Below are 26,041 nucleotides of genomic sequence, written 5' to 3'. Positions count from 1 at the left end.
TAGATCACAAGCTGCAGTACTAGAAGCTGTTGCCTGAGCCTGCTACTGCAGCAGCATCGCCGCCATTACCGCCATTACCACCGGTTGCTGGACCGCTGTGAGTGTTGCCACCTTCGACAACCGACACTGCCGAACCAGCGGTGTTATGGTTGCCGTAGACAGAACTGTTGGCGTTTCCGGTGCTAGAACTGGAATAGCCGCCAATCGCAAATGAATTACCATTTGCGAATTGGGTGTTGCCGGAAGTATTAGTGCCAGCACCACCGCCATTGGCATCGCCGCCGCCAGCAAGTGCGCCGCCGCCGTTACCGCCAGAAGCCTCAGTGCCTGCCAGAGTTACTGCAGTCGAGGTAGTTGATCCACCGCTGCCGCCGCTAGGAGGACCCATTTTCCCCCAGCCGCCACCGCCACTACCAGAACCGGACGCAGCACCATTTGCTGTTGAATTAGCCGCAGCATTAGTAGTGCCAGTTGCGCCGCCCCCACCACCACCGGTAGCATTAGCGCCACCGCCAACAGCACCACCACCAGTAGCAGCAGCGCCTGTAGTGCCGCCAGCGGTGGTATTGCCTCCTGACGATGTGGCGCCACCGGCACCGGTATAGTTGCCGCCAGTATTAGCGAGGCCGCTGGCATTGACTTGATAAGCGTCACCACCCACAGCCGCACCAGTTGAAGCGCCACCAACAGCGGCACCGCTAGTAGCGCCCCCACCAGCTCCGCCAGCCCCGGCAGTTGCCGTTGCAATCGCAGCGTTAGATACGGTTGACGCAGGGTCGGAAGGTTTTGATCCATGACCGCCACTACCACCACCACCGCCAGCGTATGCCCCGACAACAAACAATGAAGCGATGGCTGCGGCAAGAAGTTGCTTTTTCATTTTTGTTTCTCCTGAGAGTGTAGGGCGTCAATTTCCTGATGGTCTCGTCTATATACGCCCCTATTAACAGACAAGATTTCGCTAAAAATAAAGATGAAATTAAAGCTACAAAGTTAGTCGGCAGACTCATACCAGAGTCCGATAAAACACAGATCACCGACATGCTTTACAGCAGATTCCCAGCAAGGTTTACGACATTTTCTGAAGAATAAATATCGCCTCTCTTACATCACCGGTCAGCACTATCCATTAACCTGTGACAAGAAATATGTGCGTTGCGATGTCTTGATCATAGGACTGTCGCCTATAGTGTTTACGACAAAACTTTGTCAATTTCGGACAGCATGGATGGCGGTTTTGGATGGCTTTCCATGCGGCACCAGGAATATGGTGCTAACAGAATTACCTGAGTACACAGAGATGTGCTTCGACAATTTCAATGAGTTACGACGATATGGAAAAGTACGGGATCAGGATTTTTTTACGCCAGACATGGCGACCATGTTTGTCCAAAACTGCCAGAATCGGAGTTGTTTTCTTTTGTTCAACCAGGAAACGGCAGTTGGACCGACACGAGTATGCGTTTTTCCGATTTTCTGGCCAGGCGGGACGACGCGGCAGACTGCAAACGACGCCAGAGAGCCGGAAAAATGTGCCATCGTGCTCACCCAACAGGTGACAGTATTTATTGTAGAAATAGTTAATTTATTCAAGCACTTATAGATGTCTTGAAGCCGTCAACTGCCGTTTCCAGATTCAAGCATCGCAAAAATTACGACAAAAAAATAAAAACGACCCAAACGCATGGCGCATTTGAGTCGTTTATATAAAAAATGCTAGAGCAGCAGTTTTATCCTCGCTTGATCAAGCGTAAGATAAACAGCAGTACTACTGCACCTAAGGTCGCTGTGACGATAGACACGAGTATGCCGTTACCAACACCGATACCGAGAAGTCCGGCCAGCCAACCGCCGATAAATGCGCCAACAATACCGACGATGATATCGACCACGATGCCAAAGCCGCCGCCTTTCACCAATACGCCAGCAAGCCAGCCAGCAATGGCTCCGATAACGAGCCAGGCAAGAATTCCATGTTGCATGGTATGTCCTTTCAGCGCCAGAGGCGTTGTGGGTAAATTCTAAAATTATCACATTTACCATAAAGAAAACTGACCAAGATCACAGCGGTCCGCTTTCGGATAGTTTTGAGGGGATTACATCGCATTAAAAGTCTTATGATGTGTCGCCAGCTTGATCAGAAAAGGCGCGATTTTCCATGCTTCTCCATGTATGCCTTGCGCATATTTTTCAATGGCAATAATCACCTTGGGTAAGCCCACCGTGTCGGCATAAAACAGCGGTCCGCCGCGAAATAACGGGAAGCCGTATCCAGTCAGATACACCATATCGATATCGGAGGCCCGTTGCGCGATACCTTCTTCGAGGATGAAGGCGGCCTCGTTGACCAGCGCGTACACCAATCGTTCGACGATTTCGGTGTCGCTGATCTGGCGTCGCACAACGCCGCTATCGGCAGAAGATTGCACAATCATTTGGTTGACGGTATGCGATGGACAGGCGCTACGATCTCCGACTTTATAGTCGTACCATCCGGCTTCGGTTTTTTGACCGAAGCGGCCCATCTCGCATAGCAGGTCGGCGGTTTTGGAGTACGTTGTCTCAGGTGTGTCTATGGCCCGGCGCTTGCGTATTGCCCAGCCGATATCATTGCCAGCCAAATCACTCATACGGAAAGGCCCCATCGCATAGCCAAATTGTTCCATAGCACGATCGACTTGCTCCGGCAGGCATCCTTCATCTAATAAAAACCCCGCCTGACGAATAGTTTGCTCGATCATCCGATTGCCGATAAACCCGTCGCAAACACCTGCGACGACACCGGTTTTGCGTAGTGTTTTGGCCAGCGCCATTACAGTTGCCAATACGTCTTTAGCGGTTTTTTCACCGCGCACGATTTCGAGCAATTTCATGACATTGGCGGGACTGAAGAAATGCATGCCGATCACGTCTTGCGGTCGTTGTGTGACTGCTGCGATGGCGTTGAGGTCGAGCGTGGATGTATTTGAGGCCAAAATAGCGCCCGGTTTCATGACTGCATCGAGCATTGTAAAGACCGCCTGTTTGACTGCTATATCTTCAAATGCGGCCTCGATCACGATGTCTGCCCCACTGATCTGGGCAGTGTTTAGGGTGCCACTGATCAAGGAGATGCGCAGGTCATATTTTTTTTGCGTGAGCTTGCCCTTTTTGAGCGTGCTGTCGTAATTTTTACGAATCGCGGCAAGACCTTTTTCCAATGCCACAGCATTGGTTTCCAACAGCGTCACAGGAATGCCAGCGTTGGCAAATGTCATCGCAATACCACCGCCCATCGTCCCGGCGCCAATGATGGCTGCGGTATGAATGCGACGGCGTGGTGTATCGGCAGGAACGTCCGCAATTTTGCCAGCAGCGCGCTCGCCGAAAAATGCGTGGCGTAGCGCCTTGGATGCGGTCGTTTGTAACAGCTTCATAAACAATGACCGCTCGTATTGCAAGCCATCGTCAAACGGTTTGGTGATGGCGGCGGCTATCGCATCGATACATGTTAAGGGTGCAGGAAATTGTTGCGCCGTGGCGCTGACTCTGGCGCGGGCGGCTTGCAAAAACGCCTCGGCATCAGGATAGTCAATTGTGGAATTGCGTACTTTTGGCAATGGCCGCAGCGCGGCTATTTTGTTGGCAAAAGCCAGGACTTGCGAGATCCAGTCATCGGGCGCACCGTTATTTGATGTATCAATCACAGCATCAAACAGTGCGGTTTTCGATAATTTTTCGGCCACCACCAGATTGCCGGAGACAATCATCTCAACGGCTAACGCCAGACCGACCACGCGCGGTAAGCGTTGAGTACCGCCTGCGCCGGGTAATAAGCCGAGTTTGACTTCGGGTAATCCAATCTGCGCTGTTGGTGTGGAGATGCGGTAATGGCAAGCTAGCGCCAACTCCAGACCACCACCTATACACACGCTATGGATGGCCGCGATCACTGGTTTTCTGGCGCTTTCAACAATGTCAATGAGGGTATGTAGCGATGGTTCGGCAAGTGCTTTTGGCGAGTTGAATTCCTTGATATCGGCTCCGCCGGAAAACGCATTCCCAGCCCCAGTGATGACAATCGCGCTGACAGCGTGATCGTCCAGTGCGGTGTGAATGGCCGCCACCATCGCGGTGCGCGTCACCAATCCCATGCCATTAACCGGAGGATTATTGATTGTGATGAGGGCGACGCTGCCATAGCGTTGATAGTTGGCGGTCATGATTTTCCTTTAAAGGGGGAGGGAATGTATGGCGCTTTCATTGTCCGTTCAGACACCGTTAAGCTCAGACCGAGAATGTTACGGTCATGCGCTTGCGCCAGATTTGCAACACCAGATACGCAACAACGAACACATTACCAGTCAGTACCGCACCATTCACAAAGGATGGATGAAACAGCAGATGGTGAATTTCGATGGGGATATAGATCCCGCCGGAGACCGCGCCCAGCCAGGTTGCCCACGGTCGGTTACGCCAAAGGCCGAAGCTTTCGACGCAACGTAGTGAGACATAGCAGATGCCGATCAACATAATCGTGCGACGATTTTGATCACCCAGAACATCCGCGTAGTGCAGAAAAATGGAGGGGTAGTACGCAGCCGGGTCCATGCCGAAATGACCGATCAACTCTGTGGCCAGATAACGGATATCGTGATGCAGCAGACTGAGCAGGCCAAGCGTGGCGGCCAGCCCGGCGACCCCCTTGATACCTTCAAAGGCGGCAATCGCTTGCAAGGTTCGGTGTGACTTTGCATGCGGTAAAGACGGGCTTGCGTTAGCGTTTTTTGCGGATGGCATCTAGGGCCTGCAGACCGTGCGTGAATTGAGAATAGCAATTCTACTGGTCTTCGTTGCTGTGCAGGAGGTTGAAAGAGGTCAGTTCAAGAGGCGTGATGATGCATGCGTACCGAATACAGCAAAGCTTAACGGTATGTCGGCCATCTTTAAGAGCATGGGTTTTAGACAGAAAGTAATGCAGTGGCTTAAGTAGCCGTCTGTTTGCCGCACTGCAACGGCAGCTTCGCCAACTGATCGTACTCATCGTCGCTAAACAAGCGTGAGCGTGTCAGAAAGCGACGACCGGAGCCATTATCGAGAGAAAACATGCCGCCGTTACCGTTGACGACGTCGATGATTAATTGTGTGTGTTTCCAGTATTCGAACTGCTCGGCACCGATATAAAACGGTTCGCCGTCGAGATCGCCTAGATAGATGTCGGCATCGCCCACCTGAAAATCATCGCGGGCGTAGCACATCGGTGCACTGCCATCGCAGCAGCCGCCGGATTGAAAGAACATCAGCGCACCATGCTTTTTGCGCAGCGTCTGGAGCAATTCCAGTGTGGCTTCCGTGGCGGTAACGCGGGCGGGAATCGTGGACATTGTTGGCCTTCAGTGAAAGAAAAAACGCGGCTCCGGTTACAGGAGCCGCGTATAACAAAAATGACTTAGAAAAAACCCATCGCGTTCGGGCTATAGCTGACCAGCAAGTTTTTGGTTTGCTGATAATGATCAAGCATCATTTTGTGATTTTCGCGACCGATACCGGATTGCTTGTACCCGCCGAAAGCAGCATGCGCCGGGTAGAGGTGGTAACAGTTGGTCCAGACCCGGCCAGCCTGAATTCCACGGCCCATGCGGAAAGCACGTGCACCGTCGCGCGTCCACACGCCTGCGCCCAAACCGTACAAGGTATCGTTGGCAATTTCCAGCGCTTCTTCTTCATCCTTGAACGTCGTCACCGACAATACCGGGCCAAAGATTTCTTCCTGGAAAATACGCATTTTGTTATGGCCGGAAAACACGGTTGGTTCCATGTAATAACCGGTGCCAAGATCGCCTTCGTGTTGTGTGCGCGTGCCGCCGGTGAGCAGTTTTGCGCCTTCCTGTTTGCCGATGTCGATGTACGACAGGATTTTTTCCAGTTGCTCCAGCGATGCTTGCGCGCCGATCATGGTGCTCATTTCCAGCGGGTTGCCTTGTTTAATGGCTTTCACGCGTTTTAATGCTCGTTCCATAAAGGCGTCATAAATCGATTCTTGAATCAATGCGCGTGACGGGCAGGTGCAGACTTCGCCTTGATTGAGCGCAAACATGGCAAAGCCTTCCAGGCATTTGTCAAAGAATGCATCGTCTTGATCCATGACATCGGCAAAGAAGATGTTCGGTGATTTGCCGCCCAGTTCCAGCGTGACCGGAATGATGTTCTGCGATGCGTATTGCATGATCAGACGGCCAGTCGTGGTTTCGCCGGTGAAGGCGATCTTGGCGATACGCTTGCTTGATGCCAGCGGTTTGCCTGCTTCTAAACCAAAACCTTGCACGATATTGAGCACGCCCGGTGGCAACAAATCAGCGATCAGCTCTACCCAGACCATGATCGATGCAGGCGTTTGTTCGGCAGGTTTGAGCACGATACAGTTACCGGCAGCCAACGCTGGTGCCATTTTCCAGACCGCCATCAGAATCGGGAAATTCCACGGAATGATCTGACCGACGACGCCCAAAGGCTCGTGGAAGTGATAGGCATAAGTCTCGGCATCAATTGTCGAAACACTACCTTCTTGCGCGCGGATGCAACCGGCGAAATAACGGAAATGATCGATCGCCAGAGGAATATCGGCCAGTGTGGTTTCGCGCAATGGTTTGCCGTTATCGATGGTCTCGGCCAGCGCCAACAGGTCAAGATTGGCTTCCATCCGGTCGGCGATTTTAAGCAGGATATTGGCACGTTCGGTCGGTGAAGTACGGCCCCAGGCGCGTTTGGCAGCGTGTGCCGCGTCTAGCGCGAGATCAACGTCTTCCGCACTGGAACGGGCTACTTCGCAGAAAGCTTTACCCAGGACCGGGCTGATATTTTCAAAATACTCGCCCTTGGTCGGTGGTACAAATTTGCCGCCGATAAAATTATCGTAACGTTGTTTGAAGGGGTTTTTAATGCCTAGTTTACTGATATCTACCAGATTCATGTCGTCCTCCGAAGGGGGTTTTAGTTAATTATCAAGTTGGCTGTGAGCCGGGTGCAACAGGCACGCTCAGGTAATTGCAAGGCGCGTGCCAATGCGCGTTTGTGGCATTCATTCGACTGGATTGACGTGCCAGAAATTGCTTAGCGCCCCGTGGGGATTGGGTCTGACTAAAATGAGGTGGTGGCGAGAGTGCTGCTGGTTTGCTGTCGCAATACAAGCGATTGTTGATTTTTGGAACACCTTAGTTGGAAAAGTGTTCCGTATTTGCGCTGAGAGTGGAGGTCAGGGGTGATGTAGGGCAAGTCTTTTAGTCATTGGTTGACGCTGTCTTGAGTGGACAAGGGATTGTTGACCGCGTTTTCAAGGAACTGTTGTCATGAAGAAAATGAAATTTGGTGTTGCCTCAGTCGCTGAGCAGCGGATACGTTCTCTGGCGATTGCCGCCGGTACGCGTGAGGGTGACCCTGAAGAGCCAAATGTGGGGTTCCCTTCAGTGAGTGCTATGTCGCGCGTGCTCTCGGATGAAAATATGGCCTTACTTAATGTTATCCGCGAGAAGTGAATGGTAAATAACTCCCAAATGCAACTTAGTTGCACTATAATTCTGCAAGCTGCAACTTAGTTGCAATTCGTTGATGTTTCGGTCGATCTTTATCAGCTACTGATAGACGCCCCTGGCTTCAATTCCCGCCTTGTAAATGTAAAAAAATGCCTCACAATTCGCCCTCCATTACCGCTAGTAATCAAAAAACTCGTCCCAGCATGCTGGCGCGCTCGGCATTATTTCGCCTGATGCTGGTATTGCCTGTGTGCCTTTTATTCTGGCTTGGCGTCTGGTGGGCGCTGGGAGCGACAGGATGACGGCCGCTGTGACAGTACACAATCTGACGGTTGCCTATCGTCAGCATCCGGCTCTGCATCACATCAGCGGCAGCTTTGCGTGCGGTTCACTGACGGCAATCATCGGTCCCAATGGTGCGGGTAAAAGTACGCTGCTCAAGAGCTTGCTGGGTTTGGTGCGCATTGATAGCGGTCAGGTTGACATCAGCGTGCCACGTAAGCGGATTGCGTATTTGCCGCAACAGGCGGAGATTGATCGCGGTTTCCCGATTTCGGTGATGGATTGCGTGTTGCTGGGATATTGGCAACGGGCCGGATTATTCGGCGGGATTACCAAAGCTATGGCGGAAAAGGCGGACGCTGCTTTACATGCGGTGGGTCTGGAAGGGTTCGCCGATCGCGCCATAGGCAGTTTGTCTGCCGGGCAGTTTCAGCGTGTGCTGTTTGCCCGGATTCTGTTGCAGGACGCTGAATTGATTTTGCTCGACGAGCCGTTTAATGCAGTGGACGCCAAAACGACCGAGGATTTATTGGCAATTGTGCAGTCGTGGCACGCGCAGCAGCGCACCGTGATTGCGGTGTTGCATGACAACGAACAAGTGCGTCGTTATTTTCCGCAAGCGGTGATGTTGGCACGGCGCTTGGTGGCGTGGGGCGATACGGCGACCGTGATCACCGAAGAACATTTGCGGTTGGCTAAGAACATGCCAGAAGCGCAGGACCCGAACGCGCCGATCTGCCAGCCGGGGATGGTGGTATGAGTTTATTCGCCCACTGGTTCACCACTTTTTATCAATTTGCATTAGCACCGTTTCAGGAGTTCGCCTTTATGCGGCGCGCCTTGATCGGGATTCTGGCGCTGGCGCTGAGCAGTGCGCCGCTGGGGGTATTGCTCACTTTGCGCAGGATGAGTTTGTTTGGCGATGCGCTCAGTCACGCAGTGTTACCGGGCGTAGCGGTTGGGTTTATGTTATTCGGCTTATCGCTGCCGGCGCTCAGTATCGGCGGCTTTTTGGCTGGCGTGATTGTCGTGGCGATTGCCGCGCTCATTAGTCGGCATACGGATTTAAAGGAAGACGCGAGTCTGGCTTCAGTCTATTTAGTGGCGCTGGCATTGGGCGTGATGTTGATATCGGTGAATGGCTCCAAGCTGGATTTGTTGCACATTTTGTTTGGCAACGTGTTGGGCGTGGATCGCGAAGGTTTGTTTTTGGTCGCAGGGGTCACAACGGTCAGTCTGATGGTCGGGGCGATGATGTATCGCGGGCTGGTGCTGGAGAGTTTTGACGCCTCATTTCTGGCAGCATGCGGTGCTAAAGGGGCGCGTGGCGCATTGTTTCAGCAACTGTTTTTGATGTTGGTGGTGCTCAATTTGGTGGCGTCATTTCAGACGCTGGGCACGCTCATGGCAGTGGGTTTGATGATGCTGCCAGCGGTCTCGGCCCGGCTGTGGCATGACACTTTGCCCGCCCAATTACTTAATAGCGCATTGCAAGCTGCCGCTGCCGGGTATATCGGTTTGTTATTGTCGTATTACACCTCCACGCCGTCGGGCCCGACCATCATTGTCTGCGCCGGCGGACTGTATTTGATCTCGTTAATGATTGCGCCGCGCGGCTGGTTGCCGAAATTAATGAAGCGGCCGCATAAGCTAGGTTGATACGTTTGACATCCATAGGGAGTTCGAATGATCCGTTATAAACATATTTTTTTGATCGGTTTGATGCTTGTTAGTGGCATTGCTACGGCGGCTGACAAAATGCCGGTTGTCGCTAGTTTCAGCATTCTCAGCGATATTGTCAGCAATATTGGCGGCGATCGGGTGACCGTTTCAACCTTAGTCGGCCCTGATCAGGATGCGCATATCTTTGCGCCGACACCAAAAGATGTCCGCACGTTAGCGCAAGCGAAAGTCGTCGTCATCAATGGACTGGGCTTTGAGGGCTGGATGACACGGCTTGCCGATGCTGCCAATTACAAAGGGGCGTTGGTGGTGGCCAGCAATGGTATTGCGGCCCGGGAGCGCGAGGAGGGTGCGCATGGCCACGATCACGGCGACCATGAGCACAACAGTGCCACGCCGCATCCCGATCCGCACGCATGGCAAGACCCGACCAATGTGATGGTGTATACCCGCAATATTGTCGCGGCGCTAAGTCGTGCTGATCCTGCCGGAGCGGCGCTCTATCAAAAAAATGGCGAGGCATACACGCAATCATTGATCGCCCTCGATAGTTGGGCAGAAGCGCAGTTCGCGCAGATACCCGAAGCGCGGCGTACTGTCATTACCTCGCACGATGCGTTCGGCTATTTTGGCGCGCATTTCAAGGTACGGTTTCTGGCACCGCAAGGGATGACAACCGAAAGCGAGCCGAGTGCGAAAGACGTGGCAATGCTGATCCGGCAAATCCGTAAAGAGAACAGCAAAGCGATCTTTTTTGAAAACATGAGCAATCCAAAACTGCTGCAACAAATCAGCGATGAAGTTGGTGTGAAGCCGGGCGGTAAGTTATATGCCGATGCGTTATCGCAGGCTGATGGTGACGCGCCGACGTATCTGCGCATGATGCGGTTTAATGTGGCGCAAATCATGGATCGACTCAAGCAAAATTAAGCGCCAACGCATGCCCGGCAGATAAGACGATAGACCGGTAACATAGCCGCTCTCGTCAACCACGCCAGACTACCCGCCATGAAATCCATTCTGCTCATCCTGTCGCATTTTTCCGAACCACATTTGGAACAGATACGACAGGTTTTTGACGTTCTTTATGCACCAACCACGGCCCAGCGCACGCAAGCAATCACCACCAACGGTGCACACATCAATGCAGTCTTGACCATCGGCAGTGTAGGTTTGACGGCGGCAGAAATGGGCGTCATGCCAAAGTTGAGCCTGATTTGCGCACTGGGTGCAGGCTATGAAAACATTGATGTAGCCGCCGCCCATAGACGCGGCATCGTCGTCTGCAATGGCGCAGGCACCAACGACGCCTGTGTGGCCGATCACGCAATGGGCTTGCTGCTGGCGGCAGTGCGTGGCATCCCACAATTAGGCGTAGCGCTGCATCAGGGCATCTGGCGCACCGCATTGCCGCTGCCGGCGAGCGTCTCTCTCAAGCGGCTTGGAATCGTCGGCCTCGGCACCATCGGTTTGCAAATTGCCAAACGCGCGCTGGGCTTCGATATGGAAATCGCCTATCACAGCCGCTCCGAGCGTAGCAATTGTGCCTTCACCTATTTTCCCTCCTTATTAGATCTGGCCCGGTGGGCTGATTTTCTGGTGATCGCCACCCCGGGCGGCCCGGCGACGCGGCATCTGATCAATCGCGCCGTACTGGATGCGCTCGGGCCAACTGGCGTATTGGTTAATATTGCGCGCGGTAGCGTGGTCGATACCGATGCGTTGGCGCAAGCTTTGCGTCAACATCGCATTGCGGCCGCTGGTCTGGATGTGTATGAGAGCGAGCCTGCACCGCCGCAACAGTTGATGCATTTGCCCAATGTGGTTTTGACACCGCATGTTGCGGGTTGGTCGCCGGAGTCAGTGGATGCGACTGTGCGATTGTTTTTGGAGAATGCGGGGCGGCACTTTTCTGGGGTGGCGGTGTTGACGCCGGTTTAGTGCGTCCTTGACAAACGATATTCCTTACCATAAAGTAAGGTTACATTTTTAATGAAAGGCGTATTATGTCAACAGCTACCCTAACTTCGAAGGGCCAAATAACCATTCCTGTGGTGGTGCGTGTCGCGCTTGGACTTGCTGCAGGAAGCCGGATTGAGTTTGTAGAGGTTGAAAAAGGTAAATATGTCATTATTCCGGCAACCAGCCCTATCAGCTCCTTGAAAGGCATGTTGCGCGCTCCGTCTAAGCCTGTTTCGGTTGAAAACATGAACGATGTCATTGCTGCACAGGGAGCCAAAGCACGATGATAGGCCTTGATACCAACGTGTTAGTGCGTTATCTCGCCCAAGACGATGCAAAGCAATCGCCGCATGCGACATCTCTCATCAACTCACTGACGAATGATGATCCGGGATTTATTCCTCTGATTGCGTTAGTTGAGTTGGTGTGGGTGATGCAAGGCTGTTATGGCTCGACCAAACCTGAAGTCGTAGCTATTCTTCAAACGTTGCTTCGTACCAGTGAATTGATCATTGAAAATACTGATATTGCGTTTAAGGCATTAGATATGTTTCTTGCGTCAAAGGCTGATTTTTCAGATTGCCTCATTGCACTATCAGCGAATAAGGCTGGTTGTGAATGTGTTTTTACGTTTGATAAGAATGCCGCGAAGACCGCTGGTATGCGTCTGGTAGTTTAAATATAAGGAATGAACTGCAGAAAATCTTCAGTTAAATTGGCGGTTGATGAGTTAGACAGCAGTTTGCATCCTCAAATTGTTGCTAATCTGATTCAAAAACATCTCAAATACGTCACCCCTTCTCAGCTTATTTTTCCACACACGATACCCAGTTCAATCCCAGCACGCAGGTGCATAAACTGATCGATCATTTTGACGACTTATCCAAAATGATTTGATAGAACGAGGCTGCATTGGCTGCACCGACGCAACTCAATGACACCCACCCCCATGACTCCCCAGATTAGCTGGCGCGTCATCTTCCATACTCGCAAGTCCCTGCAAAATCCCACAATCCTTAGCCGCCTGCACGCTGTGACATTGCTTGCGTAGTTGTTTGAGTTGCAATTGCAGCGCCTTTAATTCATTAATGCGATTGGCAACGTGGTCGATGTGGTGATCGAGCAAGCTATTGATTTGTTCACAATTTTCTTCTGGCATATCCCGAAACTGCAACAAACTGCGCACCTCATCGAGAGTCATATCGAGCGAGCGGCAATGACGGATAAATTGCAGGCGCTCGACATGCGTTGGGCCGTAGAGTCGGTAATTGCCTTGTGATCGTGCGGCGACCGGCAACAAACCTTCCCGTTCGTAATAACGGATGGTTTCGATGGGGCAACCAGCATGGCTGGATAGTTCGCCGATTTTGAGTGTGGTCGTGGTCATGGTTCTTCCTGAAATGGGATGCATTGCAACGATTTTTAAAGCTTCTGCTTGACTCTATAGTAGCTACAGGGTTTTAAATGTGCAAGATGCAAAGTATGTCAATGTTCAATGAGGGAGAATCGAATGGGAAGTTGTCAGCACGATCATAAGAATGGCCACAAGCACGATCATGCAACCGTGGATGCGCCGGAACACGCCCATACGCACGACCACGGGCATTCTCACGATCACAGCCATGCAAATATCGCCGACCCGGTCGCCATGTCCAGCGCGCCATTTTTGCCTGTACCCCGTGCCGACGGTGACGCCGAAGCGGTATTTCTGATTCAAAAAATGGATTGCCCGACGGAAGAGAAGTTAATCCGCGACCGCTTCAAAAACATGCCCGGCATTGTCGGCATGCAGTTCAATCTGATCCAGCGTGAATTGACTGTGCAGCATCGTCTGGACTCGGTGGCAACCATGCTGGCCTCCCTCAAGGCGCTAGACCTTGATCCGGCCTTGAAGTCCGACACACTCACCGGTGTGGTCGGCTCGGATGCTGAACTCGGCGACGACGCTTACAAAATCCCCCGCAAAAAATGGCTGTTGATCGGTGTGTCCGGTATAGCTGCCATCAGTTCGGAAGTGGTTGCGTGGACCAGTGGCAATGAAACCTCGGCGCTGGTGATCGTTTTGGCATTGTTGGCAATTGTGACGGGCGGGCGCGATACGCTTAAAAAAGGCTGGATTGCGCTGCGTAATTTTTCGCTGAATATGAATTTTTTGATGTCGCTGGCGGTGATCGGCGCGGCGATTATTGGTCAATGGCCGGAAGCAGCGGTGGTGATTTTTCTCTTCGCGCTGGCCGAAATGATTGAGGCCTTGTCGCTCGATCGGGCGCGCAATGCAATCAGGGGTTTGATGGCAATGGCCCCGGATACGGCGACAGTGCAAGATGCCACAGGCGGATGGCGCGAGATCCCGGCGGCGCAAGTGGCGCTGGCGGTGCTGGTGCGGGTGAAGCCGGGTGAGCGCGTGCCACTCGACGGCATCGTCACCAGCGGCCATACCACGATCAATCAGGCCCCGATTACAGGCGAGAGCATGCCGGTCGCTAAGCAGCCCGGGGATCAGGTTTTTGCAGGGACCATCAATGAACGCAGTGCGTTTGACTATAAGGTCACGGCGCTGCAAGCCAATTCGACCTTATCGCGGATCATTAAAAGTGTGCAGCAAGCGCAGGGTCAACGTGCGCCGACGCAACGTTTCGTCGACGAATTCGCCCGCTATTACATTCCGGCGGTGGTTCTGATGGCGCTGTTGGTTGGGGTGTTGCCGCCGTTGGTATTGGGGGAGGCATTTTATCCGTGGCTGTATAAGGCCTTGGTATTACTGGTGATTGCTTGCCCGTGCGCGTTGGTGATCTCGACGCCGGTGACGGTGGTGAGCGGACTTGCCGCCGCTGCTAAGCATGGCTTGCTGATCAAGGGCGGTGTGTATCTTGAAATGGGGCGCAAGATCCGGGCATTGGCACTGGATAAAACCGGGACGTTGACACTAGGCAAACCGGTGCTCACGGATAGGCAATTGGTACAAACAGACGGTGATTTGCGCGATTTTCAGCGTAAAGCCGCCAGTCTTGCGCATCGCTCGGATCATCCTGTATCGACAGCGGTGACCGCGGATTGGGAAGCTAAACAATCGACGGACAACGCCGCGGCTTTGTTTGAGGTCAGCGCATTTGAGGCCTTGACCGGTCTTGGCGTGCAGGGCCGTATCGATGGTCAGCTTTTTTATCTGGGCAATCATCGCATGGTCCACGATATGGGCATCTGTAGCCCGATGTTGGAAGCGCTTCTGGAAGCGTTGGAAGTGCAGGGAAAAACCACGATAGTGCTCTGCTCGGCAACTGCGCCGCTATTGATCATGGCGGTGGCCGATACGGTGCGTGGATCAAGCGTGGCTGCCATTGCGCAATTGCAGGCGTTGGGTATCGCAACGGTGATTCTGAGCGGCGATAATCCACACACGGCGCAGGCGATCGCCGATAAAGTCGGGATTACGGAAGTGCGCGGCAACTTGCTGCCGGACGACAAATTAACTGCCATCAATGCATTAATTGCGCGTTACGGTTATGTCGGGATGGTGGGCGACGGTATTAACGACGCACCGGCTTTGGCGCAGGCGAATATCGGTTTCGCTATGGGTGCAGCGGGGACCGACACCGCGTTGGAAACGGCGGACGTGGCGTTGATGGATGACGACTTGGGCAAGATTGCCGACTTTATCCGGCTCAGCAAAAAAACGCACACTGTGCTGATGCAAAACATCACGCTGGCACTGGGCATTAAAGCAATATTTTTAGTGCTGGCGTTGACGGGCGAGGCTACCTTGTGGATGGCTGTTTTTGCCGATATGGGGGCGAGTTTATTGGTGGTGTTTAATGGCTTGCGGTTGTTGCGGGCAGTGCGTTGAGCGCCTTGCGTGCACTGCACGACTGAAAGCTGAACTTGTAAAATTCGACCTTTCGACTCGAAATTACAGCATTTTTAAGAAAGCTTTCTATGGAAAAATATTTATTTTCATTAATATCCGATCGCGCTTAATTTTGAGCGTTATCGATAGAGAGAACTTAAAAATGAAACTCAACGTACTGAAACAAGCTACTCTGGTATTCGCTTTGCTTGGTGGAGTTTGCGCGGGTCCGGCACAAGCAATGAACCCGGTGATGGAAGCGGCAAAAGGGGTGCTATGGAATTTACAATCACAGGAACAGCCATATCTATGCTACGCCGACGTGAGTCCTGGAGTAGTTGGAATGTACAAAGTTATGGCAACTAGCAAAGCTGCTGCTGAGGCAAAGTTTAATGGCCGGAATGCGACTTGCAGCGAATGGAAAGAAATCTGGTAGTTCCTTTATGTATGTTTAAACCGGCACAGAGTGCCGGTTTTTTTTCATGCGTACAGCGCTAATTCAGGCTGCTGAATCTGCTCAATCTGCTGTACCCGGAACCAAAACACAGATTCTCACATCACCCAAGGTCACAACCTGATCGGCGCGGATTTTGCAGGTTTTGCGTAGTTCTACTTTTCCATCGACTTTCACCGCGCCGCTGGCAACGATGGCTTTGCCTGCGCCACCGCTGTCACAGACGCCGGTGAGTTTGAGTAGCTGGTTGAGTTCGACGTATTCGCCGTCGATAGTAAATTCAAGTTGTTGCATGGTGGATTCCGATAAAAGTTAATTACGCAACTAAGGCGTAATGGCTGCCAGCACAAACAGCGCAATCACGGCCAGATAGCCGATGATCCATGCGAGCGAGCGCAGCGATGATTTGTCCGTCAGATAACACACTGTATAGATCAGCCGCGCCGCGATGAACACCAGGGCCAGCGTATTCAAGGTATTTTGCGTCGCATGGACCTGCTGCGCGATGATGATGCCAGCGGCAAAAAAAGGAAACGCCTCAAAGTGATTGCGATGCGCATAATCCGCACGCCGCCGTAATCCGGATTGCTTATCGAGCCAGGCGCGCGGCTCGCTATTGTCATAGTCGCGCCGTCCCCATTTGGCGACGGCCACCGTAAAGGGGGCCATTAATCCTGCAATGAGTACACACCAGTATGCGATGGTCATGCATGCTCCAATAAAAAATAAGCGTGTTAAGTAGAAAGTTGTCGCCAATATCGGTCTAATGATAATGACCGTCTGGTTGCGGGAGGTTACAGCATTTGGACCTTAAAAAGTATGGCTGATAGCTGCCTGAGCCAGATGCATTCGAAACATAGTTTATTTTTGTTGAACCTTTGCCTGTTAGCAAGTGACCAATACTGATGACATTCGGCTCTTGTACAAGGGCGCACAATGGATTCTCGGCGTTCTCGGGACACTTACCAGGAGAAAATATGTTTTATTGGATCGCAGCGTTGATCGTCGGCAAGCTCGCACTGATGACTTTGCGCGTGAACGTCTGGATATGGCTGATCGCGATGGTGCTTTGGATTGCGGCGGGGTTTCAATTTGCAGCAATAGGCGCGTTAGCGACCATTTTGCTGACTTTGCTGCTTATTCCCCCGACATTGATTGTGGCGATCAAACCCTTACGGATGCGTTGGTTGAGCGGACCGATGCTCGCCACTTTTAAACGTATTCTCCCGCGCATGTCACGCACCGAGCGCGATGCTATCGAAGCAGGAACCATCTGGTGGGATGCCGAATTGTTTTCAGGCAAGCCTGACTGGAATAAATTACTGACGTTAACCGCACCTGCCTTAAGCGTCGAGGAGCAGGCTTTTTTTGATAATGAAGTCGAGCAATTATGCGGGTTGATGACCGATTGGGAAACCACCGAAGTCTGGCAAGATTTGCCGCCTGATGCATGGCAGTTCATCAAGGAAAAGGGTTTTCTCGGCATGATTATTCCGACCCGCTATGGCGGCAAAGGGTTTTCGGCGTATATGCATTCGCAAGTCATCATGAAGCTGTCGTCTCACTGCTCGGCGGCGGCGATTTCGGTGATGGTGCCCAATTCATTGGGGCCTGCCGAGTTGTTGCTGGAGTACGGTACTGACGCCCAAAAAAATCATTACTTGCCGCGTCTGGCAGCAGGTCAGGATATTCCTTGTTTTGCGTTGACCAGCCCGTATGCGGGTTCCGATGCGGCGGCGATTCCGGATATCGGGCTGGTGTGCCGAGACGTGTATCAGGGTCAGGAAATGTTAGGTATTCGCCTTACCTGGGATAAGCGCTACATCACGCTGGGGCCGATTGCGACCGTACTAGGGCTGGCGTTTCGGGTGCATGATCCGGAGGGTTTGCTGTCTTCCGAAGGCACGTTCGATGTGCAGGGTGAAGGCGATCTTGGGATCACCTGCGCGTTAATTCCCGTCAACCACCCGGGCGTGGTCACCGGTCGGCGTCATTGGCCGCTAGATGCTGTTTTTCAGAATGGACCGACTTCTGGCAAAGATGTGTTTATTCCGCTCGATTGGGTCATCGGCGGCCAGGCGCAGATTGGCAAGGGCTGGCGCATGTTGATGGAATGTCTGGCTGCTGGCCGTGCAATTTCGCTGCCATCTTCAACGGTTGGCTTTTCCAAGATGGCCGTGCGTGGGACCAGCGCTTACGCCGCCATGCGCCATCAATTCAAGATTCCGATCGGGCAATTTGAGGGCATCCACGAAATGCTCGCGCGTATGGGCGGCAATCTGTATCTGATCGATGCGACGCGCAGATTGTCGGCAATGGCGGTCGATAGCGGCGAGAAGCCATCGGTCGTCTCCGCCATCTCTAAATATCACGTCACCGAGCGCGGACGCGTGATTGTCAACGCTGGCATGGATATCCTCGGCGGCAAAGGAATTTGCATGGGGCCGAATAATTTTCTCGCACGGACCTATCAGCAAGTACCGATTGCGATCACGGTCGAGGGGGCTAATATACTCACGCGCTGCCTGATTATTTTCGGCCAAGGTGCGATCCGCTGTCATCCGTATGTTCTCAAAGAGATGACTGCCGCGGCGGAAGAAGATGCAGCCAAGAGTTTGCACGATTTCGATCAGGCGTTGTTTGGTCATGTCAGTTTTGTCTACGCTAATCTTGCCCGTACTTTTTTGGGCGGTATTTCGGCAGGAATGCTGCTGGCGGCACCGAAGGCGGCTCCGGTTGAGTTGCGCCATTTCTACCGCGCTGTGAATCGCTTGTCAGCGGCGTTTGCATTGCTCAGCGATGCGTCGATGTTGGTGCTGGGCGGCTCGCTCAAATTCCGCGAGCGGATATCGGCACGGCTAGGCGATGTGCTGTCGCAGTTGTATCTGATCTCAAGCGTGTTTAAGCGCTATGACGATGATGGGCGCAAGCAGGAGGATTTGCCGTATGTCCATTGGGCCGTGCAAGACGCGTTGCATCAGGCGCAGGAGGCTTATCTGGCAGTGTTGGCGAACTATCCCAATCGGCCTGTGGCCTGGATTTTACGGTTGCTGGCATTTCCGTTCGGGCGTTCTTTTCATCCACCCTCGGACGCGCTCGATAGTACGCTGGCGCGCGCCATGCAGACTGACGGGGCGAGTCGGGATCGCCTGATTGCCGATATCTATCTACCGGCAGAGACGCAAGCGCCGACCGTCTACGGTGAAATGGCGTTTAAGTTAATTCCGCAGGTGAATGCGATTGAGGCGCGGCTCAAACCGATCATTAAAGAAGGAAAATTAGCGCCAATACCGCAAAGTTTGATCGATATGCAGCAGTGGATCGCGGTAGCAACGGCGGCTGAATTGATTTCCATCGAAGAAAATCATCTTTTGAGCGACTTCGCCCACTTTGGCGATATAAGCGTGCAGGTTGATGATTTTCCGCAGGATTTAAATCGACAGGCGGCACTACAAAAAAAGCACCAAATGGATCAACTCAAGCAATATCATCAGTAATGCCGGGTAGCAACCAAATTACATTTGGCGTTATTGAGGTAATAAGAAGTACTTCACGTAGCACAACAGCAACCCATCCTAAGGATATTAAATAGAAGAATCACTATGACTACACTGACACAGCCGGGCGTTAAATTGCGCCCATTGGAACGCGATGATTTACATTTCGTCCATAAACTCGACAACAACAGCCACATCATGCGCTACTGGTTTGAAGAGCCGTATGAAGCCTATGTCGAACTGGTACAACTCTACGATCAACACGTTCACGATTTGGGCGAGCGACGCTTTATTTTAGAGAGCGATGCCGGTGAAATGGTGGGCTTGGTCGAGTTAGTTGAAATCAACTACATCCACCGCCGCGTAGAATTTATGATCATCGTCGCCCCCGGTGCGCAGGGCAAAGGCTATGCCGAACGCGCTACCCGGCTGGCCATTGAATACGCGTTTTGTGTGCTCAATATGTACAAGCTTTATCTCTACGTCGATAAAGAAAATCACAAAGCGATCCATGTCTACAAAAAATGCGGGTTCGAGCTCGAGAGCGAATTACGCAGCGAATTTTTCGTCAATGGTGAATATCGTGATGCCATCCGTATGTGCATGTTTCAAAAGGAATATCTGGCCAGCCGTCTACGCTGATCCCTCTATCCTGAACGTAAAAACAGCGGCATCTGCCGCTGTTTTTACGTTCGCAAGCTGAAAGAACAATTGTGCTTAATCGCGTGGCGGTGCGATCATTTCTACGTATTCGTACAACTCCCCTAAAATTTCCTCGCCACGCTCATCGGCGTTTTCTGACAATGCATCGATGGCTGCGAAAAAATCATCCACATTGCGCGCGCCGCCTTTACCGTCAAACAGACGCGCTGCACGATGCTCTTCCCAGCGCTGACTTTCTTGCTCAGACAGCGTTTGCGGAAAATTCCGGGCGCGATAGCGAAATAGTAATTCTGCTAAACGCGGATCGTCGAAATGAGCATCGGCGTTGACCAACTGTTGCGGCGACATCGCTCGCAAATCATTGAGTGTGCGACGGTCGTTATTACCGACAAAGCCGCCGTACAAATCCTCATCGACATCGGTCGGGCCTTCCGCTGGGCGTTGGAATACTTGTCGCCACAGCACGGTCAAATCCGGTGCTTGCGCCGCAATGTCAGCGTGTTTCAGTGCCAATGCTCGGTCCATGCCCCACTTAGCCGCCATCTCTGGCGATAAGGTTTTTAGATTATTAATGACCATCGGCGATTTATTCATATGGATCGATTTCAACGGCAAGCGCGTCATCCCCTCCGGCAGATCGGCGGTTTTGCTAAACAACCGCGTGCGCACGATCTCCGGGCTGAGATCGAATAGCTCGCTGGGATCAAAGGCCAGATTCCAGGCCAGTATTTCGTTTTTATTGGTCGGATGCACACCCAGCGGCCACATCAGCGCGATACAGCCTTGCTCGGCAGGAAACATGCCGGAGATGTGTAGAAATGGCTTTTTGATCGGCAAGTCAATTTCCACGGCCACGCGGTCTTTTTTGTGCAATGCCAGGCAAAAGTCGAACAATTTAGGTTGCCGCTGGCGGATCAGACGCGCCAAGGCAATCGTGGCGCGCACGTCGGAGAGCGCATCATGCGCCGCCGTGTGACTGATGCCGTTGGCTGCTGTCAAATGTTCCAGCCGAAAACTCGGGCGGCCCTCATCATTGATCGGCCATTCGATACCTTCAGGACGCAGCGCGTAGGCGGTCCGCACCACATCGAGAATATCCCAGCGGCCGCAACCGTTTTGCCATTCACGTGCATACGGATCGATCAGATTGCGCCAAAACATGAAGCGCGTGATTTCGTCATCAAAACGAATCGTGTTGTAACCCACGCCGATGGTGCCGTCCTCAGAAAAGGCGCGTTCAATGGCGGCGGCAAACTGATATTCCGGCACGCCACGCTCCAGGCATTGCTGCGGCGTAATGTGTGTAATCAGACAAGACTGCGGATCAGGCAAAAAATCGGGCGCAGGTTGGCAATACAGCATGATAGGCGCGCCGATTTCGTTGAGTTCAGCGTCGGTGCGGATAGCCGCAAATTGGGCAGGGCGGTCACGGCGCGGCTGCGCGCCAAAAGTTTCGTAGTCGTGCCAGAGAAAGGTGTGATTGGACATCGATAGCGTGGGTATGGAGGGTTGAGGGGCTGTGTCTGGAGAACGGACAATCAAATATTTTATTTGCGCTACTTTAACACTGACGATGAGTGATCTCGCTTCTCAAATCTATCCACACAAGGCTACCCCGACATTGGAACGGCGGCTGAAACTTCTTGCTGCCCGGCTATGTCGGGCCGGATAAAACCGGCAAGCGTTTTCAGTACAGAACGATGACGAGGTTGAATGGGCGAAATCAGTATCTCAGGGACAATTGCATTAGTCCTGAAGCCCATATCCGATTTTTGTTGTCATTGAGCACTGTGCCTAAAAAGGCCAGAATGGTGGAATTAGCCCTCGGAATTCATCAAACTGATAACTGCTATGAAAACTCGAAATTGGTAGTATTTCGTGGAAACGCTATTGTGATGGTGCGCCGCAATAATTGTTCGAATGCGGTATTCATTTAATAGGAAAATATCATGTCTACAATGACTCTTAACAGCACTGTCCGTACTGCCCCTAATGCACAATCTGCTGGTTTATTCAGCACTGTTTCATCCTTCTTCAAACGCATCGGGAATGCATACGAAGCATCGGAAGCGGCACGTAAAGAAGCATATCTGGCTGAAGCCGCTGATTTGTACGATCTGGAATACCGCATTCGCCAACTCGATCGCGAAACAGTCCAGACAGCAGCATGGATGAAGGGTTTCTGATTTAGCCCTGTCAGATTGTCTGATAGTAAGAAAAAGTAATCGCAACAAGTTTTAAAAAGTCGATCAACAGCGCGTACCCATGCATCACATTGGATGCATTCCATCAGGGCACGCTTTTGCAGATTGCCATCGCCATCAATGTGCGATGTATTTCAGTCAGACCTTAGTTTGACTTTGCCAACAGCGAGAAATGCTCGACTGTTGGCGCGGCGGCAAAAAACGGCCCCACTATTCCACGCCAATCGGCAAAAGCTGCGGACTCACGAAAATCGACGGTATGGTTTTCCAGTGTCTGCCAGTAAATCATCAGCAAATACCGCTCCGGTGAATCAATCCCTTTTTGTAACTTAAAACCAGAAAAGCCTTTAGCTGTACTGATTGCTTCTGTAATGCCGCGTTGAATCGCTACTTCAAATTCGGCTTGCGTGCCGGGCTGAATACGGATGTCGGCGAGTTCGAGGATCATATTGGTTCCGTTTGTTGAAGGTGGGTAAGCATGCGATTGTCGCATTTTTGCAAGATTTACAATGGTTAGACCGAATGTCTGCCTTTCAAACGCATTTTTCGACATTCTTTACTCGTCATTTGATAGCGTGATACATTGAATACATGTATTCGAATTTAATGGAGAAATAAAATATGGCTACTTCGATACGCCTTGCCCCCGAAACAGAACAACGGCTTGATTTTCTTGCATCCCATACTGGCAGGACAAAGGCATATTACCTACGTCAAATCATTGAAAAAGGCATAGAGGACATGGAAGACTATTATTTTGCTGCTGATGTCTTAGAGCGAGTACGTAAGGGACAAGAACAAGTCCATTCTGCATCTGACATACGGAGCGATCTTGGCTTGGACGATTGAGTACACCGATACGGCCAAGGGGCAACTTCGCAAACTCGATAAACAAATGGCACGGCGTATTCTGGACTACATGGATGAGCGTATTGCTGCATTAGAAAATCCTCGTAGCACAGGTAAAGCATTAACAGGCCCCCTTGGCGGTTTCTGGCGATATCGCGTTGGTGACTATCGCGTTATTTGTGAAGTACAGGATGGTAATTTATGTATTTTGGTGGTGCAGATTGGGAATCGGGGAGAGGTGTACCGTCAGCTATAGTCAGGGATAACTGGCGATGTAAGTTACACAATGAAATTTCCTTCATCTTTTTGTCAAAGTCATCCATGTACTTACCCAAACACTTCGAGGAACCACAGATAGACGTCATGCACGATCTGATGCGCGCCTATCCGCTGGCGACATTAATCACGATGACTGATGCCGGTATCGAAGCCAACCACATTCCGTTGCTGTTGTCGGACCAACCCACGCCTTTAGGCAAGTTAGTCGGTCACGTCGCTCGTGCTAATCCGATCTGGCGAGATGTTCAGAAAGACAGCGAAGTGCTGGCGGTGTTTAGCGGTCCGAATACCTATATTTCTCCCAGCTGGTATGCGACCAAAAAACAGCACGGCAAAGTTGTCCCGACCTGGAACTATGCCGTCACGCACGCCTATGGCACTTTGCGCGTTATCGATGACGTAGTATGGCTGCGTAACCATTTAGGCGAGCTAGTCGGGCATACCGAGGCAAATATGCCAGCACCTTGGGCGCTCACCGATGCGCCAACCGATTACATTGAAAAAATGATGACTGCCATTGTTGGTATCGAAATCACGATCACGCGCCTGATCGGGAAGTGGAAAGTCAGTCAGAATCAGCCCGTAGAGAATCGTATTAGCGTGATTGACGCTCTTAATGCGCGTGGCGATATTCAAGACGCTTCTATGGCAACGCTAGTGGCCGAGGCGGATAAAAACGGTTAAGAATCAAGTATTACCCAATGACCAATAACCTGACGCAACACATAAACTTTGTTTATTTGCCTTCAATTGCCTATCCTGTAAATATCACCGATAAGCCAGTTAAGGAGATTGCTATGTTAGGCCGACAAAGACTCTATTTCATGTTGCCCGACGTTCCCAGTGCGCGCGGCATGCTTGATGAGCTGTTACTGGCACGCATTGAGATCGGGCATATGCATTTTTGGGCGGCCGACGGCACCTTGCCGGACGATATGCCGGATGCGAATATCTTGCAAAAAACAGACCTGACCCACGGCGCACAAAGCGGGATGATGGTCGGCGGCGTAATGGGCTTTTTGGGCGGTATCTGGCTGGTGTATTTCCCGCCGGATTGGATTCACCTGAATATGCTGGCGATCGTTGTTTCTACCGTTATCGGTATTGTGCTCGGCGGTTGGATGTCGGGCATGGCGGCCGCAGCGCTACCGAATTCACGGCTGGAAAGTTTTCTCAGTGATATTGACAAAGGCAAAGTCTTATTGATGGTCGATGTTCCTTTCAAAAAGGTCCATGCAATCGAAGAGCTCATCGAACAACGGCATCCTGAAGCGAAATTCGGCGGAGTGGAGTCGCATATTCCGGTATTTCCCTGATACTGAAAAAACAAAAAAGCCCCGACTGGATATCCTTTCGGGGCTTTTTTGTATGTCGAGAAAGATAAAAGTCGCTACGTTGTTATCGTTCCTTCGACTGTTTCCAACTCCCCCTCCCACTTCGCAATCACAGAAGTCGCAATCCCGTTACCAATCACATTAGTAGCAGTACGTCCCATATCGAGAAACTGATCAATCCCGATGATGAGCAAAATGCCCGCTTCAGGCAGGTGAAACATCGGCAGAATCGCCGCGACTACGACTAACGAGCCACGCGGCACGCCAGCCATCCCTTTACTACTCACCATCAACACCAGCAGCATCGTGATTTGTTGCGCAAACGACATTTCGATGTTGTAGGCCTGCGCCACAAACAGGGCGGCGAATGCCTGATACATCATCGAGCCGTCGAGATTGAAGGAGTAGCCCAGCGGCAGGACGAAGCCGGTGATTTTGTTGTTGACGCCGAATTTTTCCAGTTGCTCCATCGTCTTGGGATAGGCGGCTTCACTGCTGGCGGTTGAAAACGCCAGCATGATCGGCTCTTTGAGCAGTTTAAGCAGAGTGAACACTGACCCACGCAGAAAGATATAGCCAACGCCAATCAGCACCGCCCACAGTGTGGCAAGCCCGGCATAAAATCCGCCCAAAAATTTCGCGTAGGTTGCCAGCACGCCAAAGCCTTGCACGGTAATGACCGCTGCGATGGCGGCAAATACGCCTATCGGTGCAAACTTCATCACATAGTCGGTGACCTTCAGCATGACGTGCACCAGGCCGTCGATGGCGGTGGTCAATACTTTTGCGCTTTCGCCCTTGATAGAGGCAAGACCAAAGCCGAAAAATAGCGAAAAGACCAGAATCTGCAAGATTTCGTTTTTGGCCATTGCGTCCACAAAACTGCTGGGGAAAACGTGCGTCACGAAGTCTTTCAGATTAAAGCCACTGGTGTTCAGTGAGGTGGCCGTGCCCAGTTCCGGCAACGGTAAATTGAGAGAATGGCCGACCTGTAGGACGTTCACAAACAGCATCCCCAGCGCCAGTGAAATGAGCGAGGCGGTCACAAACCAGCCCAGCGCCCGAATGCCGATACGGCCTACCGAACTACTGTCTTTCATCCCCGCGATACCCGACACCAGTGTGCCGAACACCAATGGCGCAATGATCATTTTGATCAGCCGCAAAAACACATCCGTGACGATCGAAAAATAACCAGCAATTTCGTTTGCGGCTGCGGCGTCCGGGGCCAGCGTATGGGCGGCGTATCCCGCCACGATTCCTAACACCATGGCGATCAGGATCCATGTTGTCATTTTTATCTTTTTCATCGGTTATCTCTAAATATGAGTGCGTGTAGATTGTTGTATTAATTTCAAGTCGGATAAGTCTTTAAGAAAAGACGTATTTTTTAGGACAAAACTGGGAATGCAGAATTATCTGTAGTTCAAAGCCGAATGTCGATTGTTATTTCCTGTTGTAATTCGTACAATGCTCTGGAGC

Annotated in this window: 29 protein-coding genes; 17 read left to right on the top strand and 12 right to left on the bottom strand. The window is 51.8% G+C overall.

What is annotated here, in order from left to right; translation table 11 throughout:
- Nucleotides 1-19: 19 nt before the first annotated feature.
- The 6 genes from ACVBEF_RS02390 to adh all read right to left on the bottom strand — a co-directional run bounded on the left by ACVBEF_RS02390 (nucleotide 20) and on the right by adh (nucleotide 6,949).
- Entirely contained in the window at nucleotides 20-880 is an 861-nt protein-coding gene (locus ACVBEF_RS02390) for a hypothetical protein (protein WP_447122344.1), read from the bottom strand.
- Nucleotides 881-1,730: 850 nt separating this feature from the next.
- Nucleotides 1,731-1,982, bottom strand: a complete 252-nt coding sequence (locus ACVBEF_RS02385) for a GlsB/YeaQ/YmgE family stress response membrane protein (protein WP_447122343.1) — start codon at nucleotides 1,980-1,982, stop codon at nucleotides 1,731-1,733.
- 114 nt (nucleotides 1,983-2,096) lie between these two features.
- On the bottom strand, nucleotides 2,097-4,202 hold the full coding sequence (locus tag ACVBEF_RS02380) for a 3-hydroxyacyl-CoA dehydrogenase NAD-binding domain-containing protein (RefSeq protein ID WP_447122342.1): 2,106 nt from the start codon (nucleotides 4,200-4,202) through the stop codon (nucleotides 2,097-2,099).
- Between the two features lie 64 nt (nucleotides 4,203-4,266).
- Nucleotides 4,267-4,779, bottom strand: coding sequence for a DUF2127 domain-containing protein (locus ACVBEF_RS02375; RefSeq protein ID WP_447122341.1), 513 nt, complete (start codon nucleotides 4,777-4,779; stop codon nucleotides 4,267-4,269).
- A 185-nt stretch (nucleotides 4,780-4,964) separates the two neighbouring features.
- Nucleotides 4,965-5,363 carry a DUF779 domain-containing protein gene (locus tag ACVBEF_RS02370; RefSeq protein ID WP_447122340.1) on the bottom strand — a complete coding sequence of 133 codons (399 nt, stop codon included), beginning with the start codon at nucleotides 5,361-5,363 and terminating at the stop codon, nucleotides 4,965-4,967.
- A gap of 65 nt (nucleotides 5,364-5,428) precedes the next feature.
- Nucleotides 5,429-6,949 (bottom strand): aldehyde dehydrogenase, encoded by a 1,521-nt coding sequence (adh, locus tag ACVBEF_RS02365; RefSeq protein WP_447122339.1) that lies wholly within the window; start codon nucleotides 6,947-6,949, stop codon nucleotides 5,429-5,431.
- Nucleotides 6,950-7,325: 376 nt separating this feature from the next.
- On the opposite strand from adh, the gene ACVBEF_RS02360 reads away from it, so the two are divergent.
- The 8 genes from ACVBEF_RS02360 to ACVBEF_RS02325 all read left to right on the top strand — a co-directional run bounded on the left by ACVBEF_RS02360 (nucleotide 7,326) and on the right by ACVBEF_RS02325 (nucleotide 12,114).
- On the top strand, nucleotides 7,326-7,511 hold the full coding sequence (locus ACVBEF_RS02360) for a hypothetical protein (RefSeq protein WP_447122338.1): 186 nt from the start codon (nucleotides 7,326-7,328) through the stop codon (nucleotides 7,509-7,511).
- A 146-nt stretch (nucleotides 7,512-7,657) separates the two neighbouring features.
- Nucleotides 7,658-7,810, top strand: coding sequence for a hypothetical protein (locus tag ACVBEF_RS02355; RefSeq protein WP_447122337.1), 153 nt, complete (start codon nucleotides 7,658-7,660; stop codon nucleotides 7,808-7,810).
- Nucleotides 7,807-8,550 (top strand): metal ABC transporter ATP-binding protein, encoded by a 744-nt coding sequence (locus ACVBEF_RS02350; protein WP_447122336.1) that lies wholly within the window; start codon nucleotides 7,807-7,809, stop codon nucleotides 8,548-8,550. Before ACVBEF_RS02355 ends, ACVBEF_RS02350 begins: the two co-directional genes overlap by 4 nt.
- Nucleotides 8,547-9,449 carry a metal ABC transporter permease gene (locus ACVBEF_RS02345; RefSeq protein ID WP_447122335.1) on the top strand — a complete coding sequence of 301 codons (903 nt, stop codon included), beginning with the start codon at nucleotides 8,547-8,549 and terminating at the stop codon, nucleotides 9,447-9,449. The genes ACVBEF_RS02350 and ACVBEF_RS02345 overlap by 4 nt, the downstream gene beginning before the upstream one ends.
- Before the next feature lie 27 nt (nucleotides 9,450-9,476).
- Nucleotides 9,477-10,403, top strand: a complete 927-nt coding sequence (locus ACVBEF_RS02340; protein WP_447122334.1) for a metal ABC transporter substrate-binding protein — start codon at nucleotides 9,477-9,479, stop codon at nucleotides 10,401-10,403.
- Between the two features lie 78 nt (nucleotides 10,404-10,481).
- A complete protein-coding gene (locus ACVBEF_RS02335; RefSeq protein ID WP_447122333.1) occupies nucleotides 10,482-11,414 on the top strand; it encodes a 2-hydroxyacid dehydrogenase in 933 nt (310 codons plus the stop codon).
- A 65-nt stretch (nucleotides 11,415-11,479) separates the two neighbouring features.
- Nucleotides 11,480-11,722: an AbrB/MazE/SpoVT family DNA-binding domain-containing protein gene (locus ACVBEF_RS02330; protein WP_447122332.1), complete on the top strand. Its 243-nt coding sequence runs from the start codon at nucleotides 11,480-11,482 to the stop codon at nucleotides 11,720-11,722.
- Nucleotides 11,719-12,114 (top strand): PIN domain-containing protein, encoded by a 396-nt coding sequence (locus ACVBEF_RS02325; RefSeq protein ID WP_447122331.1) that lies wholly within the window; start codon nucleotides 11,719-11,721, stop codon nucleotides 12,112-12,114. The genes ACVBEF_RS02330 and ACVBEF_RS02325 overlap by 4 nt, the downstream gene beginning before the upstream one ends.
- A 252-nt stretch (nucleotides 12,115-12,366) precedes the next feature.
- Here ACVBEF_RS02325 and cadR read toward each other — a convergent pair whose 3' ends face one another.
- Entirely contained in the window at nucleotides 12,367-12,822 is a 456-nt protein-coding gene (cadR, locus tag ACVBEF_RS02320) for a Cd(II)/Pb(II)-responsive transcriptional regulator (protein WP_447122330.1), read from the bottom strand.
- Between the two features lie 123 nt (nucleotides 12,823-12,945).
- Here cadR and ACVBEF_RS02315 point away from each other — a divergent pair, with 123 nt between their 5' ends.
- Both ACVBEF_RS02315 and ACVBEF_RS02310 read left to right on the top strand, forming a co-directional pair.
- Entirely contained in the window at nucleotides 12,946-15,279 is a 2,334-nt protein-coding gene (locus ACVBEF_RS02315; RefSeq protein ID WP_447122329.1) for a heavy metal translocating P-type ATPase, read from the top strand.
- A gap of 163 nt (nucleotides 15,280-15,442) precedes the next feature.
- The gene (locus ACVBEF_RS02310) at nucleotides 15,443-15,715 is read left to right on the top strand and encodes a hypothetical protein (RefSeq protein WP_447122328.1); all 273 of its coding nucleotides are present in this window, start codon (nucleotides 15,443-15,445) and stop codon (nucleotides 15,713-15,715) included.
- Between the two features lie 81 nt (nucleotides 15,716-15,796).
- Here ACVBEF_RS02310 and ACVBEF_RS02305 read toward each other — a convergent pair whose 3' ends face one another.
- Both ACVBEF_RS02305 and ACVBEF_RS02300 read right to left on the bottom strand, forming a co-directional pair.
- Complete coding sequence (locus ACVBEF_RS02305; protein WP_447122327.1) at nucleotides 15,797-16,027, bottom strand: RNA-binding S4 domain-containing protein; 231 nt, start codon at nucleotides 16,025-16,027, stop codon at nucleotides 15,797-15,799.
- 30 nt (nucleotides 16,028-16,057) lie between these two features.
- The gene (locus ACVBEF_RS02300; protein WP_447122326.1) at nucleotides 16,058-16,441 is read right to left on the bottom strand and encodes an MAPEG family protein; all 384 of its coding nucleotides are present in this window, start codon (nucleotides 16,439-16,441) and stop codon (nucleotides 16,058-16,060) included.
- 269 nt (nucleotides 16,442-16,710) lie between these two features.
- Between ACVBEF_RS02300 and ACVBEF_RS02295 the strand changes: the two genes are divergently transcribed.
- The gene (locus ACVBEF_RS02295) at nucleotides 16,711-19,230 is read left to right on the top strand and encodes an acyl-CoA dehydrogenase (protein WP_447122325.1); all 2,520 of its coding nucleotides are present in this window, start codon (nucleotides 16,711-16,713) and stop codon (nucleotides 19,228-19,230) included.
- Between the two features lie 105 nt (nucleotides 19,231-19,335).
- The gene (gene speG, locus ACVBEF_RS02290) at nucleotides 19,336-19,872 is read left to right on the top strand and encodes a spermidine N1-acetyltransferase (RefSeq protein WP_447122324.1); all 537 of its coding nucleotides are present in this window, start codon (nucleotides 19,336-19,338) and stop codon (nucleotides 19,870-19,872) included.
- A 75-nt stretch (nucleotides 19,873-19,947) separates the two neighbouring features.
- On the opposite strand, the gene sbcB is transcribed toward speG, so the two are convergent.
- On the bottom strand, nucleotides 19,948-21,381 hold the full coding sequence (sbcB, locus tag ACVBEF_RS02285) for an exodeoxyribonuclease I (RefSeq protein ID WP_447122323.1): 1,434 nt from the start codon (nucleotides 21,379-21,381) through the stop codon (nucleotides 19,948-19,950).
- 461 nt (nucleotides 21,382-21,842) lie between these two features.
- Between sbcB and ACVBEF_RS02280 the strand changes: the two genes are divergently transcribed.
- Nucleotides 21,843-22,079 (top strand): DUF3563 family protein, encoded by a 237-nt coding sequence (locus ACVBEF_RS02280; RefSeq protein ID WP_447122322.1) that lies wholly within the window; start codon nucleotides 21,843-21,845, stop codon nucleotides 22,077-22,079.
- A 163-nt stretch (nucleotides 22,080-22,242) separates the two neighbouring features.
- On the opposite strand, the gene ACVBEF_RS02275 is transcribed toward ACVBEF_RS02280, so the two are convergent.
- Nucleotides 22,243-22,545, bottom strand: coding sequence for an antibiotic biosynthesis monooxygenase family protein (locus ACVBEF_RS02275; RefSeq protein ID WP_447122321.1), 303 nt, complete (start codon nucleotides 22,543-22,545; stop codon nucleotides 22,243-22,245).
- A gap of 173 nt (nucleotides 22,546-22,718) precedes the next feature.
- On the opposite strand from ACVBEF_RS02275, the gene relB reads away from it, so the two are divergent.
- The 4 genes from relB to ACVBEF_RS02255 all read left to right on the top strand — a co-directional run bounded on the left by relB (nucleotide 22,719) and on the right by ACVBEF_RS02255 (nucleotide 24,541).
- Nucleotides 22,719-22,946 (top strand): type II toxin-antitoxin system RelB family antitoxin, encoded by a 228-nt coding sequence (gene relB, locus ACVBEF_RS02270; RefSeq protein ID WP_447122320.1) that lies wholly within the window; start codon nucleotides 22,719-22,721, stop codon nucleotides 22,944-22,946.
- Nucleotides 22,930-23,202 carry a type II toxin-antitoxin system RelE family toxin gene (locus ACVBEF_RS02265; protein ID WP_447122319.1) on the top strand — a complete coding sequence of 91 codons (273 nt, stop codon included), beginning with the start codon at nucleotides 22,930-22,932 and terminating at the stop codon, nucleotides 23,200-23,202. Before relB ends, ACVBEF_RS02265 begins: the two co-directional genes overlap by 17 nt.
- A 65-nt stretch (nucleotides 23,203-23,267) precedes the next feature.
- Nucleotides 23,268-23,909, top strand: a complete 642-nt coding sequence (locus ACVBEF_RS02260) for an FMN-binding negative transcriptional regulator (RefSeq protein WP_447122318.1) — start codon at nucleotides 23,268-23,270, stop codon at nucleotides 23,907-23,909.
- A 113-nt stretch (nucleotides 23,910-24,022) separates the two neighbouring features.
- Complete coding sequence (locus tag ACVBEF_RS02255) at nucleotides 24,023-24,541, top strand: DUF1269 domain-containing protein (protein ID WP_447122317.1); 519 nt, start codon at nucleotides 24,023-24,025, stop codon at nucleotides 24,539-24,541.
- A gap of 74 nt (nucleotides 24,542-24,615) precedes the next feature.
- Here the strand turns inward: ACVBEF_RS02255 and ACVBEF_RS02250 are convergent, their stop codons facing one another.
- A complete protein-coding gene (locus ACVBEF_RS02250; protein WP_447122316.1) occupies nucleotides 24,616-25,869 on the bottom strand; it encodes a dicarboxylate/amino acid:cation symporter in 1,254 nt (417 codons plus the stop codon).
- Between the last annotated feature and the right edge of the window lie 172 nt (nucleotides 25,870-26,041).

The organism is Glaciimonas sp. GG7, assembly GCF_052976905.1.
The sequence above is the reverse complement of the archived record's forward strand: the minus strand, read 5'-3'. Positions and strand labels throughout refer to the sequence as shown.

Coding starts and splice junctions, on each gene's coding strand:
- ACVBEF_RS02380 (WP_447122342.1), bottom strand. CDS start 4,202: ATGACCGCCAACTATCAACGCTATGGCAGCGTCGCCCTCATCACAATC.
- ACVBEF_RS02325 (WP_447122331.1), top strand. CDS start 11,719: ATGATAGGCCTTGATACCAACGTGTTAGTGCGTTATCTCGCCCAAGAC.
- ACVBEF_RS02250 (WP_447122316.1), bottom strand. CDS start 25,869: ATGAAAAAGATAAAAATGACAACATGGATCCTGATCGCCATGGTGTTA.
- cadR (WP_447122330.1), bottom strand. CDS start 12,822: ATGACCACGACCACACTCAAAATCGGCGAACTATCCAGCCATGCTGGT.
- ACVBEF_RS02360 (WP_447122338.1), top strand. CDS start 7,326: ATGAAGAAAATGAAATTTGGTGTTGCCTCAGTCGCTGAGCAGCGGATA.
- ACVBEF_RS02280 (WP_447122322.1), top strand. CDS start 21,843: ATGTCTACAATGACTCTTAACAGCACTGTCCGTACTGCCCCTAATGCA.
- ACVBEF_RS02315 (WP_447122329.1), top strand. CDS start 12,946: ATGGGAAGTTGTCAGCACGATCATAAGAATGGCCACAAGCACGATCAT.
- ACVBEF_RS02390 (WP_447122344.1), bottom strand. CDS start 880: ATGAAAAAGCAACTTCTTGCCGCAGCCATCGCTTCATTGTTTGTTGTC.
- ACVBEF_RS02275 (WP_447122321.1), bottom strand. CDS start 22,545: ATGATCCTCGAACTCGCCGACATCCGTATTCAGCCCGGCACGCAAGCC.
- sbcB (WP_447122323.1), bottom strand. CDS start 21,381: ATGTCCAATCACACCTTTCTCTGGCACGACTACGAAACTTTTGGCGCG.
- ACVBEF_RS02260 (WP_447122318.1), top strand. CDS start 23,268: ATGTACTTACCCAAACACTTCGAGGAACCACAGATAGACGTCATGCAC.
- ACVBEF_RS02375 (WP_447122341.1), bottom strand. CDS start 4,779: ATGCCATCCGCAAAAAACGCTAACGCAAGCCCGTCTTTACCGCATGCA.
- ACVBEF_RS02255 (WP_447122317.1), top strand. CDS start 24,023: ATGTTAGGCCGACAAAGACTCTATTTCATGTTGCCCGACGTTCCCAGT.
- ACVBEF_RS02310 (WP_447122328.1), top strand. CDS start 15,443: ATGAAACTCAACGTACTGAAACAAGCTACTCTGGTATTCGCTTTGCTT.
- ACVBEF_RS02305 (WP_447122327.1), bottom strand. CDS start 16,027: ATGCAACAACTTGAATTTACTATCGACGGCGAATACGTCGAACTCAAC.
- ACVBEF_RS02295 (WP_447122325.1), top strand. CDS start 16,711: ATGTTTTATTGGATCGCAGCGTTGATCGTCGGCAAGCTCGCACTGATG.
- relB (WP_447122320.1), top strand. CDS start 22,719: ATGGCTACTTCGATACGCCTTGCCCCCGAAACAGAACAACGGCTTGAT.
- ACVBEF_RS02335 (WP_447122333.1), top strand. CDS start 10,482: ATGAAATCCATTCTGCTCATCCTGTCGCATTTTTCCGAACCACATTTG.
- ACVBEF_RS02350 (WP_447122336.1), top strand. CDS start 7,807: ATGACGGCCGCTGTGACAGTACACAATCTGACGGTTGCCTATCGTCAG.
- ACVBEF_RS02330 (WP_447122332.1), top strand. CDS start 11,480: ATGTCAACAGCTACCCTAACTTCGAAGGGCCAAATAACCATTCCTGTG.
- ACVBEF_RS02355 (WP_447122337.1), top strand. CDS start 7,658: ATGCCTCACAATTCGCCCTCCATTACCGCTAGTAATCAAAAAACTCGT.
- ACVBEF_RS02385 (WP_447122343.1), bottom strand. CDS start 1,982: ATGCAACATGGAATTCTTGCCTGGCTCGTTATCGGAGCCATTGCTGGC.
- ACVBEF_RS02370 (WP_447122340.1), bottom strand. CDS start 5,363: ATGTCCACGATTCCCGCCCGCGTTACCGCCACGGAAGCCACACTGGAA.
- ACVBEF_RS02345 (WP_447122335.1), top strand. CDS start 8,547: ATGAGTTTATTCGCCCACTGGTTCACCACTTTTTATCAATTTGCATTA.
- ACVBEF_RS02340 (WP_447122334.1), top strand. CDS start 9,477: ATGATCCGTTATAAACATATTTTTTTGATCGGTTTGATGCTTGTTAGT.
- speG (WP_447122324.1), top strand. CDS start 19,336: ATGACTACACTGACACAGCCGGGCGTTAAATTGCGCCCATTGGAACGC.
- adh (WP_447122339.1), bottom strand. CDS start 6,949: ATGAATCTGGTAGATATCAGTAAACTAGGCATTAAAAACCCCTTCAAA.
- ACVBEF_RS02300 (WP_447122326.1), bottom strand. CDS start 16,441: ATGACCATCGCATACTGGTGTGTACTCATTGCAGGATTAATGGCCCCC.